The following is a 13,099-nucleotide window of genomic DNA, read 5'->3' on the forward strand; positions in this document are numbered from 1 at the left end:
ATCTCCCGATCATCGCCATCGGCCTGGCCACCACCGGCGGGCAGGGCGGCGCCGCGGCCCTGCCGTTCATCTACGGCTCCGTCATCATCGCGGGCCTGTTCACGTTCTTCGCCGCCCCCTACTTCGCGCGGCTCATCCGCTTCTTCCCGCCGGTGGTGATCGGCACCGTCCTCACCTGCATGGGCATCACCCTGCTCGCCGTCTCCGCGAACGACATCACCTCCTGGGCCGACGGCACGCCCGCCAGCAGCGACGTCCTCTACGCCGCCCTGACCCTCGCCGTCATCGTGGCCGCCCAGCGGTTCTTCCGCGGATTCCTCGGCACCATCGCCATCCTCATCGGCCTGATCATCGGCACCGCCACCGCCCTCGCCCTGGGCGACGCGTCCTTCGCGGAGGTCGGCACAGCCGACTGGGTGGGCGTCACCACCCCGTTCTACTTCGGCCTGCCCGCCTTCACCCTCACCGGCGCCATCTCCATGATCGTGGTCATGCTGATCACCATGGTGGAGACCACCGGTGACGTGTTCGCGGCCGGGGAGATCGTCGGCAAGCGCATCACCCGCGGCCACATCCGCGCCGCCATCCGCGCCGACGGGCTCTCCACCACCCTCGGCGGCGTCCTCAACTCCTTCCCCTACACCTGCTTCGCGCAGAACGTGGGGCTGGTGCGCCTCACCGGCGTCCGCTCCCGCTGGGTGGTGGCCGGCGCCGGCGTCATCATGATCATCCTCGGCGTGCTGCCGAAGGCCGGAGCAGTGGTCGCCTCCATCCCGGGGCCCGTCCTCGGCGCCGCCTCCCTCGCCCTGTTCGCGAACGTGGCACTGGTGGGCATCCAGACCCTCGCCTCCGTGGACCTGCGGGACAACCGCAACGCCGTGGTGGTCACCATCTCGCTCGGCCTCGCCCTGCTCGTCACGTTCAAACCCGCCATCGCGGAGCTCGTGCCCTCCTCCCTGCAGGTGCTGTTCGCCTCCGGCGTCACAGTCGGCTCCATCTGCGCGATCGTGCTGAACCTCCTGTTCTTCCACGTGGGCCGCCAGGCCGGCCCGGATGTTGCGGTGGGGGCCGACGGGTCCCGCCTCACCATGGAGGAGATCTCCGCGATGGACACCGCCGAGTTCGCCACCGCCCTCGCACCCCTGTTCAACAACGAGACCTGGCCGCTGGAGGCCGCCGCCCAGCGCGGCCCCTTCTCCTCCGTCCAGGACCTGCGCGAAGCGATCCAGGAAGCGGTCCTCACCGCACCCCACGAGAAGCAGATCGCCCTCATCGAGGACTACCCCGACATGGCCGAACTCCTCCTGGCCGACGACACCCGCGCAGAGGAGATCGCGAAGGTCGCCGGCTCCCTCGCCCTGGAGAACATGGACGATGCCGAACAGCAGCAGCTGCAGGAGCTCGCCGACGCCTACCGCGAGAAGTTCGACCTCCCGTTCGTGGCATGCCTGGGCCGGATGGACTCCCGCCAGCAGATCATCACCTCCGGCATCCGTCGGCTGGAGAACTCCCGCGAACAGGAGCGCGTGGTCGCGCTCGCGGAGGTCGTGGAGATCGCCAACGACCGCTTCGGCATCATGATGGCGGACGCCAACCCGATCGCCTCGGCCTGGCACCGCAAGTTCGAACAGCTGCACTGAGGAGTCATGCCGGCAACCCGCGCGAAGAGCGCCCACCTGGGCGCCCTCACCATCACCATCCTGACGGCGCTCGCCGCCATCGGTCCGCTCGCCACCGACATGTACATCCCGGCGTTCCCGCAGGTCGCCGCGGACCTCACCGCCCGCGCCGCCCACGTGCAGCTGACGCTGACGGCGTTCTTCGCCGGTGCGGCCGCCGGCCAGGTGGTGGCGGGCCCCCTCAGCGACCGCCTGGGCCGACGGGTGCCGCTGATCTCCGGGACGCTGCTGTGCCTGGTGGGCTCCATCGGCTGCGCTCTCGCCCCGAGCATCGGCTGGCTGCTGGTGTGCCGTGTCCTGCAGGGCATGGGCGGCGGGTTCGGGATGGTGCTCTCGCGCGCCATCCTCATCGATCTGGCGCGCGGGCCGGAACTGTTCCGCTCCATGAACCTGCTGCAGGGCATGGTCGGCATCGCCCCGATCATCGCGCCACTGATCGGCGGGGTGATCCTGATCGTGGGGTCGTGGCGGGAGGTGTTCATCGTGATCGCCACCGCCACCGCCCTGTCCCTGATCGCCCTGGTGCTGCGGATCCCCGAATCGCTGCCGAGGCAGGACCGTCAGCCCGGCGGCTTCCGCACCTTCGCACGGAATGTGGCGCGGCTGCTGCGCCGGCCCGCGTTCACCTCCTACCTGCTGGTGAACGCGTTCAGTGCGTTCGCGCTGATGGCGTACGTGTCCGCCTCCAGCTTCGTGGTGCAGAACCTGCTCGGGTTCTCCTCCACCGTCTATTCGATCTCGTTCGCGGTGAATGCGACGGGCATGATGCTGGCGAGCTTCACCTCCGCGCGGCTTACCCAGACCCGCAGTCCGCGGTCCCTGATGCGCTGGGCGATCCCCGTGGTGATCGCCGCCGGCGCGCTCCTGCTGGTTGGGGTGCTGCTGCTGGGCACTCCGGCGTGGGTGGTGTTCCCGGCGTTCTTCCTCACCGTGGTGCCGCAGGGCTTCATCTTCGGCAACGGCGCCGCGATGGCGTCCCGCGAGGCGACGGACATCGCCGGCACCGGGTCTGCACTGATCGGCCTCGGCTTCGCCTGCGCTGCGTCCCTCGCCGCCCCGGTGGTGGGCCTCGCGGGGGAGGGGTCGGCGCTGCCGGCCGCGATCGGCATCTTCGTGGGCGGCATCATCAGCCTGATCCTGTTCGTGATCGCGGGGCGCTTCGAGCGCGCGTCGGCGTAGTCCGTCGCCAGGACCGTCTGGAAGAGGGGAAGCGGATGCTGAAGCGGAACCCGTCGGCCGCCTGACCAGCCGGGCCCCGCCCGTGCCCGCACGCCCCACCCGACCCCGTCCGATTCGTCCCAGTTCGCCCGGGCGGCCCCCGTCGGTCCCTCAACTCCCGTATCATGCGGGAAGGACCGTGTTGTGCGCACTGCCGGGCGCTGAGGGGAGAGCTGGAATGGACACCACGATGGTGCAGCGGCTGCGCATGCCGCGCGCGCTGATGATGATGGCGATCGCAGCGGTGATGATGCTGGTGCTGGCGGCGTGCGGCCCCACCCTCAACACCAAGCTCACCATCGACGACAAGGGCGCTGGCTCCCGCGTCATCTCCCTCGTCATCACGCAGAGCGACATGGAGTCCATCCCCGGCGGCGCCGGCGTCATCGACGAGACCATCAAGGCGAACGTGCCCGGTGAGATCACCTACCACGGCATGTCCTCGGGGGCCGACGGGGCCACTGTCTACAACTTCGAGATCACCTTCACCGACCCCGCCGACTACGAAGCGAAGGCGCAGAAGGTGCTGGACGCCGGCGGCGTGGACAAGCAGGCATCCGTGACACTGACCCTGCCGAAGAAGCCGTTCGCCGAAGGCGCCCGCATCGACGAGAACTTCACCTCCGCCGACCTGCTCGCTTGGGCGGCCAACGCCCTTGAGGCGAAGCTCGGCTCCGACACCGTCAGCGCATCCGACTTCTCCGGCTCCGGCGAGGTCACCGTTGCGCTGCCGGGCCAGGATGAGATCACCGACCAGCTCGAACCGATCGACGCCGGCGAGGCCTCCCAGCACGGCTTCACGGCCATCGCGGTGAAGACCGGCGGCATCGGCAGCGGCGACGCACTCACCCGCACCATTACCTACACTCTGCCCGCGGATTCCTACGCCCGCAGCCCCAAGGACTATGACGCGTGGATCGACTCGGTCACTCCGGACGGCGGCAAGGCCGAGAAGTCCACGGACGACAACGGCGACACCCAGTGGGTGCTCACCCTTCCCGAGGGTGATGCGCAGGCGATCTCCGCGCAGACCGACACCGCCCTGAACACCTCCGGCACCTCCCTCGAGGTCACCACTGAGCCGGACTCCGAGAACCCCCTGCGGTCCACCACCTACGTCACCGACACCCTGACCTGCTCCACGATCTGCACGGACTCCGGTGTCATCCGTGCGGAGCACGACGTGCCGGAGGGCTGGGAGCACCTGACCGAGAGCGGCGTCGATTCGGACACGGGCAAGTCCACCGTGACGTACTCGCACATGGTGCTGGTGCAGGACTTCCGCGCCACCACCACAATCGGTGAGGTCGGTGGCGGCGAGGTCGCCTACGCGTACACGTTCTCCAAGGAGGACGACGCGAAGATGGGCAAGGACATCGCCGCCTGGGTCAAGGGCGACAGCCGCGCAGCGGACCCGAAGCGCACTGAGGACGGCGACACCGTCACCTACACGATGACGTTCAGCGGCACCGCTGAGCAGCTGGCGGGGGATGTGGGCGAGTACATCGGCGCCGACGGGCCCTACGGCACCGGCACCATCACGAAGTCCGGCGAGTCGATGTTCACCACCACCAGCCGCTTCCACACATCCTTCGCCGCACCTCGCCAGCTCAGTGAGAACCCGCCGGCGGCCAGCACGTGGACCGTGAAGCTGCCCGACGGGTACGAGGCCCAGCCCGGCACCGTGTCCTCCGACCCGAAGGGGAAGACCTCCGCGAAGGGCAGCAGCGTCTCCATCACCACCACGGAGGCGACCTCCAGCGCACCCTCCGTCACCGGTGAGGCGGAGTCCCGCAACTGGGTGGGCGTGATCGCACTGATCGTGCTGCTGGTGTTCGCCCTCGCGATCGTGTTCGCGATCATCGCGCTGGTGCGCCGGGCGAAGCGTCGCTCCGCGCAGGCCGCGCCGCACCCCGCGCCGAACGGGGCGCAGTTCGCCGGCGCGCCGATGGCGGCGGCGGGGGTGCAGGGGCCGACGGGTTCTCACGCGGCACCGCCCGCCGCGTCGGGCATGTCCGCCCCGTCGGCCCCGCCCTCCCCGCACACCGGCCAGTACCCGGCGCAGCCTCCTGCTCAGCCGCCGGCGCAGCCGCCCGTGCAGCCGCCGGCGCAGCAGGGCTTCGGCCCGGGCAGCCACACCTCGGTGATGTCCGCGCCGACCCCGCCGCGCGCGCCGCGCAGCTGACCCCGCGCAGCCGCGTCACAGCACCATCGCGGCGATCCAGCCGGCGGCCAGCAGCGGCAGGTTGAAGTGCAGGAACGTCGGGATCACCGAGTCGCGGATGTGGTCGTGCTGCCCGTCGGCGTTGAGGCCGGCGGTCGGCCCGAGCGTCGAATCCGATGCCGGTGAGCCCGCATCACCCAGGGCCCCGGCCGTGCCGATCAGAGCGACCGTCGCCGCCGGGGAGAACCCGAGCGAGATGCACAGCGGCACATAGATCGTCGCGATGATGGGCAGGGTCGAGAACGACGACCCGATGCCGAGCGTCACCACCAGGCCCACCACCAGCATCGCCAGCGCGGCCGCGCCCCGGTTGTCGCCCACGAGCTCAGCGGCGGACTTCACCAGCGGCTCCACCTGACCGGTCGCGGTCATCACCGCGGCGAAGCCCTGCGCGGCGATCATGATGAACCCGATCAGCGCCATCATCCGCATCCCGCCGGTGAACACGTCATCCGCGCGGCGCCACGGTACTGCGCCCGTGCCCAGCATCAGCGCGAGGCCCACCAGCGCGCCCACCAGCAGCGGGTTCGCCTCCGATTCGAGAGCGGTCAGCACCAGCTGGATCGCGAAGCAGGCGGCGACCGCCACCAGGCTCATGACCATGGAGAAGCGCTGGCGGCCAGCGCTGGGGCCCTCGTCGGCCCGCCCGGCCGCTGTTGCTGGGCTGCTCGCGGCATCGGCTGCCTCGCCGGCGTCGTCGGGTTCGGGGGCCGACGGATTCGGGCGCGCGTCGGCCGCCCCGACCGCCACATCCGCGTACATCCGCGGGCGGCGGTAGCTCACCAGCAGCGCCACCAGCAGACCCGCCGCCATCCCAGCCGCGGGGATGCCCATCGCCGCCATCACGTTGACGGAGCCGACCGGCATGCCCGCCTTTTCGATGTTGCCGAGCAGGATGTCGTTCAGGTAGATCGATCCGAAGCCGACGGGCAGCAGCATATAGGTGGTGACCAGGCCGAACGTGAGGGTACAGGCGATGGCGCGGCGATCCAGGCGCAGACGGTTCATCACCACCAGCAACGGCGGGATCAGCAGCGGAATGAACGCGATGTGCACCGGGATCAGGTTCTGGCTCACCACCGACATCGCCAGCACGCCCGCCACCAGCGCCCACCGCACGGCCGTGACGGCGCCCTGCTGCGCGGAATCGGAGGCCCCGCTGAGCCGGCCGACGATCCACGCCGCCAGCGCGTCCGGCAGGCCCGAACTCGCCACCGCCATCGCGAACGCGCCCAGCAGGGCGTACGCGAGCGCGATCTGGGCGCCGCCGGCCAGGCCGTCCTGGAAGGCCACCATCGTGGCGTCCAGGCCGAGACCGGCCACGAGACCGCCGACGACGGCGCCGATGAACAGGGCAAGGACCACGTGCACGCGCGCCAGGGACAGCACGAGCATCACGATCACAGCGAGGAGAACAGCATTCAGCACCCCGAAACACTAGGCCGAAGCATGCCGCCGCTGCGTGTCAGACCGCCTGGTGGGCGCCGCCCGTGCCGGTGTTCCGGGAGGTCACCGGGCCCCGGGGCCCTTGAAGTGGCGCAGTGCACGCCATCCGGCTACGCTGTCACCAATCATTGTGATGTGGTGCACGCGATGGTGCGTTCACACTCGCTCCCTTGTTCCCCGAAGGAAAGAAGAACATGGATCTCTCACGTCGATCACTCCTCGCCGGCTCCGTCGCATTCGTCGGCCTCGGCGCCCTTGCAGCCTGCGGCGGCGACAACAAGAGCGGCAGCGGCTCCGGCGGCGGCGGCGGTGCAGCCGTCATCGTGAACGGCACCGAGCCGTAGAACGCCCTCGTTCCCACCAACACCAACGAGACCGGCGGCGGTCGCGTGATCCAGTCGATCTTCTCCGGCCTCATGTACTACAAGGAGGACGGCTCCGCTGAGCCCGACCTCGCCGAGTCCGTCGAGTCCGATGACTCCAAGGTCTGGACCGTCAAGCTCAAGGCCGACCAGAAGTACTCCGACGGGTCCGTCATCACGGCGCAGGACTTCGTGGACTCCTGGAACTACGGTGCCGCGGCCGCCAACGGCCAGCTCCTGCAGTCCTTCTTCGACCCGATCGAGGGCTTCGCCGAGGTCGCCGAAGAGGGCAGCACCATCAAGGAGATGAAGGGCCTCAAGGTCGAGGACGACACCACCTTCACCGTGACCCTGGTGGCCCCGCAGTCCGACTTCGCTCAGCGCCTCGGCTACTCCGCGTACATGCCGATGCCGCCCTCCGCGTTCAAGGACATGAAGGCGTTCGGCGAGAAGCCGATCTCCTCCGGCCCGTACAAGCTGGAGACCTGGTCCCACGACCAGGAGATCGTCACCGTGCCCAACGAGCACTACAACGGTCCCCGCAAGGCCAAGAACGGCGGCATCACCTACCGCATCTACCTCGAAGACGACACGATGTACAACGACCTCCTCTCGGACGCCGTTGACGTCACCGACACCATCCCGCCGAGCCGCCTGTCCACCTTCCAGGACGAGCTCGGTGAGCGATCGGTCAACGCACCGGGTGCGGTGTTCCAGTCGATCACCTTCTCCCCGACGGACAAGAACTACCAGGGAGAAGCGGGCAAGCTGCGCCGCCAGGCGATCTCCCGCGCCATCAACCGCGAGTCGATCTGCAAGAACCTGTTCTTCGACTCCCGCACCCCGGCGACCGACTTCGTCGCTCCTGTGATCGAGGGCGGCGGTGCCACCGACATCAAGGGCGCCGAGGTCCTCCAGTACGACAAGGCGAAGGCCAAGGAGCTGTGGGACAAGGCCGAGGCCATGCAGAAGTTCGAGGGCGAGTTCACCCTCGGCTACAACTCCGACGGTCCCCACAAGGACTGGGTGGAGGCCGTGTGCAACTCCGTGAAGGAGGCGCTCGGCGTCAAGGCGACCCCGAAGCCGTTCCCCGAGTTCGGCAAGTTCCGTGAGCAGATCACCAACCGCAAGATGCCCGGCGCGTTCCGCTCCGGCTGGCAGGCGGACTACCCGTCGATGTTCAACTTCCTCGGCCCGATCTACAGCTCCGCTGCGGCCGACGGCAAGGGCTCGAACGACGCCGACTACAAGAACCCCGAGTTCGACAAGCTCCTCGCCGAGGGCCTGTCCGCCACCGACACCGAGGGCGCGCTCGCGAAGTTCAAGGAAGCCCAGGCCCTGCTGATGGAGGATCTGCCCGCCATCCCGCTGTGGTACCAGAACAGCCTCGGCGGCTTCTCGAACGTCGTCAAGGACGTCAAGTACGCCTGGGACACCACCCCGATCTACTACGAGATCACCAAGGAGTGATCCCTCCGGGCGGCCCGGCACCGGGTCACCCCATCTGAGAAGCGGGCCCCTCACCCATGCGGTGAGGGGCCCGCTTCGCTGTGCGCGGGGACGAAGTTCCCCGCGCGGCCACCGGATCGTCACCGCGTCCATCCCTGCCGCCAATCCTCACGCCAACGCCCGGTCACCCGCGCCGCCTACCCTCGGTGAAACCACAGGTCACCGCAGGAAGGAAGCCGCGCCATGATCCTCGAACGCTTCGGCGACGATGACCTCTCACAGGTGAGCTACCTCGTCGGCTGCCCCGCCGCCGGCGACGCGATCGTCATCGACCCTCGCCGCGACATCCAGGTCTACCTCGACCGCGCCGACGCCCTCGGCGTGCGCATCACCGCCGTGACCGAGACCCACATCCACGCCGACTACCTCTCCGGCACCCGCGAACTCGCCGCCGCCACCGGCGCCCGCATCTTCCTCTCCGGGGAGGGCGGCACCGACTGGGCCTACGGGTACGACGCCACCCTCCTCCACAGCGGCGACGACATCCAGATCGGCTCCCTCACGATCGAAGCGGTGCACACGCCCGGCCACACCCCCGAGCACCTCATGTTCCTCGTGGCCGACGGATCCCGCACCACCGACGTGGACGGCGTCGGCGAGGTCGGCTACGCCTTCACCGGTGACTTCGTGTTCGTCGGCGACCTCGGCCGTCCCGACCTGCTCGATGAGGTCGCCGGCGGCACCGACACCCGCTACGAGGGCGCGCGGCAGCTCTTCGATTCGCTGCGTGAGCACTTCCTGCCGCTGGAGGACTACGTGCAGGTGCTGCCCGCGCACGGCGCCGGGTCCGCGTGCGGCAAGGCGATGAGCGCGGTTCCCACGACTACCGTCGGCTACGAGCGCGAGTTCGCCTGGTGGGTTCCGTACGTGCGGATGGGTGACCTCGAGGGCTTCACCGACCAGCTGCTGAACGGCCAGCCCGACGCGCACGCCTACTTCTCCCGCATGAAGCGCCAGAACCGTCAGGGCCCCGCGATCCTGGGGGAGCGGCCCGGGCTCGCGGAGTTCTCCGGCGGGGCGGCGCAGGCGGCACTGGCCGACGGGTCCCACGTCCTCATCGATGCGCGCGGCCTCGACGACATCGCCGAGGGGGTGGCCGACGGGTCCCTCACCATCCCGGCGCCCCGCAGGCTCGCCAGCTTCGGCGCCTGGGCGGTGGACCCGGAGACCGACTCCGCGGGCATCATCCTGCTCGCCGCCAGTGAGGAGAAGGCGCAGCGGATGGCGGACCACCTGGTGCGGGTCGGCATCGATCGAGTGGTCGGGTTCATCCGCTGCCTCGACGGCATCGAGCTGCACTCCCCGGCATCCGTCGGCCCCGAGGAGCTGGACGGGTTCGGGCACGACATGCTGCTGGATGTGCGGCAGAAGGCGGAGTTCGCGCGCGGAACCATCCCGGGGGCGCAGCAGCTGAGCGCGGGCCGGGTGCTGTGGGACCGGTGCGAGCTGCGGCAGGGCCGGATCGTGGTGTTCTGCCAATCGGGGGTGCGCAGTGCGGTGGCGGCGAGCGTGCTGCGCCGGGCCGGGCTGGACGTTGTTGAGCTGACGGGCGGATTCGCCCGCTATTGTGAGGCCACCGCGGAGCGCCGAGCTGAGAAGCCCCAGCTCACGAGCGCTCCCTGAAACCCATCGAAAGGAGAACGTCGATGACTGTCACCGATAAGAAGGTCGCATTCCTCCTCACCCGCGGGGTGGAGCAGATCGAGCTCACCAGCCCCCGCAAGGCCCTCGACGACGCCGGCGCCACCACCGTGATCGTGTCGCCGTCGGAGGGAACGCTGCAGGCGATGGAAGGCGATTGGGAACATGCCGACACCTTCGATGTGGATGTGCCCGTCGGCGAGGCGAACGCGGATGACTACGACATGCTGGTGCTGCCCGGCGGCACCCTCAACGCCGACGCGCTCCGCCTCGACGAGGACGCCGTCGCGCTCGTGAAGGCATTCTTCGACGCGGACAAGCCGGTCGCGGCGATCTGCCACGCCCCGTGGATCCTCGCTCAGGCGGACCTCGCCCGCGGCCGCCGTCTCACCAGCTTCGCCTCCACGAAGGTGGACCTGGTCAACGCCGGTGCGGCCTGGGAGGACAGTGAGGTCGTGGTGGACGGCAACCTCATCACCTCCCGCAGCCCGGGCGACCTCGAGGCGTTCAACCGCGAGATCCTCAAGGCCCTCGGCGCCTGACACCACCGCCGCGCCGCTCAGTCCTTCGTCCAGATCCTCGTGTTCAGGTCGAAGTCCTGCACGAGCCGCAGGAACCGCACCATGTCCCGGTAGATCTGCTCGGTCGCGGCGCGGATGTCTCCGTTCGTCGGGTCGAGGCTGAACCGGTCCGTGTCCACACCCACGGCGATGTTCATCCGGTTGTCGGTGAACGACACCGCGACCGCATCAGACCCCGCCTCGGCCACGAAAGCGTTCAGCGCCTCGATGAGCTGCGGCGTCACCAGATAGCGCGCCTCCGCCTGGTCGCTGGTCCAGCCGTCCACACCGTCGGGCGTCTGCGTGCCGACCAGCCGCATCGGTTCAAGCCCCGCCCCGTCGGCCTCCGAAGCGATCTTCGTGTACACCGGCAAGACCCAGACCACCGTCGCCGTGGGCGACGAAGTGCAGGTCACCGGCACCGCCGACGAATACCGCGGCCGCACCCAGATCTCCGGCAAGATCGAAGTGACCCCGCTGAACGAAGGCCTCGAACCCGTCCGCCCGCTCACCATGGACTGGGCCTCCACCGACGGGAAGCGCGAGAACCTCGAGTCGATGCTGTACCTGCCGAACGAGAAGTTCCTCGTCTCCGACGTGTACCCCGTCGGCCGCTACGGCGAGATCGGCCTCGCCTCCGGCAAGCAGCTGCCCACCCAGCCCACCGACATCGCCCGCCCCACCAGCCCCGAGGCGAAGGCGCAGGCTGAGCGCAACGACGCCATCAGCGTCATCCTCGACGACGGAACCGGCCAGGGCTTCGCCGCCAGCCCCACCCTCGACCCCCGCCCGGTCCCGTACATCGACCCCGAGGACCCCATCGACGTGGGCGACAGCGCCCACATCACCGAACCCGTCATCATCGACTACCGGTACGACACCTGGCGCCTCCAGCCCACCCGCCCCATCACCGACGGCGACGAACCCGCCCGCTTCCACGGCCGCGCCCACCCCGTCCCGAAGCCCGGAGGGCAGATCAGCATCGCCTCGTTCAACGTCCTGAACTACTTCACCACCACCGGCGATGAACTCGGCTGCAAGGGCGGCAACTACTCCACCGACGGCACCAACAACGTCGCCGGGAACCCCTGCGACGTGCGAGGCGTGTTCGACCGCGACGACCTCCACCGCCAGCAGGCGAAGACCGTCGCCGCCATCAACCGTCTCGACGCCTCCGTGGTGGGCCTGATGGAGATGGAGAACTCCGCCAAGCTCGGTGAGGGCAAGGACGAAGCGACGAAGAACCTCGTTGCCGCCCTCAACAAGGACGCCGGCTACGCGAAATGGGACTACATCGAGATCCCCGACTCCGAGCTGCCGGCGATCGAGGACCAGGACTTCATCACCAACGCGATCATCTACCAGCCCGCCGAGGCGCGCCCCACCGGCCACGTGCAGGCCCTCGACGAGGAAGCCGGCGACAACGGCGCCTTCCACAACGCGCGCACTCCCATCGCCGCCACCTTCACTGCAGTCAAGAGCGGCAAGAAGGCCGTGCCCACCACCGTGGTCGTGAACCACTTCAAGTCCAAGGGCTCCGCACCGAAGGCCGGCCCGAACAAGGACCAGGGCGACGGCCAGGGCAACTGGAACGCCGCCCGGATCGAACAGGCGCAGGCCCTCGTGGACTGGACGCCGCAGCTGGTGCGGGACTCCGGCTCTGCCGACATCGCGATGCTCGGCGACTTCAACTCCTACGCGCAGGAGGACCCGATGCACGTCCTGTACGGCGCGCACTACCGTCCGGCTGCGACCGGCGAGTTCTCCTACGTGTTCGGCGGGCAGGTCGGCTCGTTGGACCACTTGCTTCTCTCGCCGTCGCTCGCGGCCCGCATGACCGGCGCCGACGTCTGGAACATCAACTCGGTGCAGTCGCCGCTGCTGCAGTACGCGCAGTACCGCACGGTGGGGGAGGACTTCTACCGCCCGGATGCGACGGCGTTCTCCGACCACGACCCGTACATCGCAGGGTTCCGCGCGAAGTGAGGTGACGGGCCCAGCCTGAGCGCGGGTGCGGGGCGTCGGTGGTCGTGCAAAGGGCGCGAGATGCTGCGGGCGGGTGCAGCGCCGTACAAAAGTTGGAGCAGATTGCCCGTTCGGCCGCGAAAATGGCCGGATCGGTGGAATTTTGGTCGGAAAGTGCACGCCGCGGCTCGATGGGCTCGGTCGTGTTGGGCCTGGCCGAACAAGAACCGCGACAGAATCGGCCGTTCGGGCAGTCAGATGCCACTGAGAGGCGGTTTCGTCGCGGAATCTGTCCGTGAGGCGTGCTGGGTGCTGCAGCTCCGGCGCGGGAACGGCAGAGCCGTTCGGCGTGGAAACGAGAAGAGCCCCGATCGTGAGATCGGGGCTCTTCTGCTCGGCGGAGGATGGGGGATTTGAACCCCCGAGGGCTATTAACCCAACACGCGTTCCAGGCGTGCGCACTAGGCCGCTATGCGAATCCTCCTCGAGCTGTCC

10 protein-coding genes and 1 tRNA gene are annotated in these 13,099 nt (G+C 69.1%); 8 read left to right on the forward strand and 3 right to left on the reverse strand.

Annotation, left to right across the window (positions count from 1 at the left end; translation table 11 throughout):
* The 3 genes from FHX50_RS07805 to FHX50_RS07815 form a co-directional block, all read left to right on the forward strand.
* A partial coding sequence (locus tag FHX50_RS07805) for a solute carrier family 23 protein (RefSeq protein ID WP_183376342.1) occupies positions 1 to 1,640 on the forward strand: 1,640 nt, incomplete at its 5' end.
* Between the two features lie 6 nt (positions 1,641 to 1,646).
* Positions 1,647 to 2,858, forward strand: a complete 1,212-nt coding sequence (locus FHX50_RS07810; RefSeq protein ID WP_183376344.1) for a multidrug effflux MFS transporter — start codon at positions 1,647 to 1,649, stop codon at positions 2,856 to 2,858.
* 217 nt (positions 2,859 to 3,075) lie between these two features.
* Positions 3,076 to 5,082: a hypothetical protein gene (locus FHX50_RS07815; RefSeq protein ID WP_183376346.1), complete on the forward strand. Its 2,007-nt coding sequence runs from the start codon at positions 3,076 to 3,078 to the stop codon at positions 5,080 to 5,082.
* Positions 5,083 to 5,097: 15 nt separating this feature from the next.
* Here the strand turns inward: FHX50_RS07815 and FHX50_RS07820 are convergent, their stop codons facing one another.
* Positions 5,098 to 6,549: a Na+/H+ antiporter family protein gene (locus tag FHX50_RS07820; protein WP_425485177.1), complete on the reverse strand. Its 1,452-nt coding sequence runs from the start codon at positions 6,547 to 6,549 to the stop codon at positions 5,098 to 5,100.
* A gap of 212 nt (positions 6,550 to 6,761) precedes the next feature.
* On the opposite strand from FHX50_RS07820, the gene FHX50_RS12370 reads away from it, so the two are divergent.
* The 4 genes from FHX50_RS12370 to FHX50_RS07835 all read left to right on the forward strand — a co-directional run bounded on the left by FHX50_RS12370 (position 6,762) and on the right by FHX50_RS07835 (position 10,621).
* Positions 6,762 to 6,911 carry a hypothetical protein gene (locus tag FHX50_RS12370; RefSeq protein WP_343064064.1) on the forward strand — a complete coding sequence of 50 codons (150 nt, stop codon included), beginning with the start codon at positions 6,762 to 6,764 and terminating at the stop codon, positions 6,909 to 6,911.
* Between the two features lie 45 nt (positions 6,912 to 6,956).
* Positions 6,957 to 8,399 (forward strand): peptide ABC transporter substrate-binding protein, encoded by a 1,443-nt coding sequence (locus tag FHX50_RS07825; RefSeq protein WP_343064065.1) that lies wholly within the window; start codon positions 6,957 to 6,959, stop codon positions 8,397 to 8,399.
* A 222-nt stretch (positions 8,400 to 8,621) separates the two neighbouring features.
* Positions 8,622 to 10,061 carry an MBL fold metallo-hydrolase gene (locus tag FHX50_RS07830; protein WP_183376348.1) on the forward strand — a complete coding sequence of 480 codons (1,440 nt, stop codon included), beginning with the start codon at positions 8,622 to 8,624 and terminating at the stop codon, positions 10,059 to 10,061.
* A 23-nt stretch (positions 10,062 to 10,084) separates the two neighbouring features.
* Positions 10,085 to 10,621, forward strand: a complete 537-nt coding sequence (locus tag FHX50_RS07835) for a type 1 glutamine amidotransferase domain-containing protein (protein WP_183376365.1) — start codon at positions 10,085 to 10,087, stop codon at positions 10,619 to 10,621.
* Positions 10,622 to 10,638: 17 nt separating this feature from the next.
* Here the strand turns inward: FHX50_RS07835 and FHX50_RS07840 are convergent, their stop codons facing one another.
* Positions 10,639 to 10,959: a DUF3137 domain-containing protein gene (locus FHX50_RS07840; protein ID WP_183376367.1), complete on the reverse strand. Its 321-nt coding sequence runs from the start codon at positions 10,957 to 10,959 to the stop codon at positions 10,639 to 10,641.
* Between FHX50_RS07840 and FHX50_RS07845 the strand changes: the two genes are divergently transcribed.
* On the forward strand, positions 10,943 to 12,625 hold the full coding sequence (locus FHX50_RS07845; RefSeq protein WP_343064066.1) for an ExeM/NucH family extracellular endonuclease: 1,683 nt from the start codon (positions 10,943 to 10,945) through the stop codon (positions 12,623 to 12,625). The genes FHX50_RS07840 and FHX50_RS07845 overlap by 17 nt on opposite strands.
* Before the next feature lie 377 nt (positions 12,626 to 13,002).
* Here FHX50_RS07845 and FHX50_RS07850 read toward each other — a convergent pair.
* Positions 13,003 to 13,088: transfer RNA gene (locus FHX50_RS07850), tRNA-Ser, on the reverse strand.
* Positions 13,089 to 13,099: the final 11 nt, after the last annotated feature.

This window comes from Helcobacillus massiliensis, from assembly GCF_014191425.1.
In the GTDB taxonomy this organism is placed as follows: Bacteria; Actinomycetota; Actinomycetes; order Actinomycetales; family Dermabacteraceae; genus Helcobacillus; species Helcobacillus massiliensis.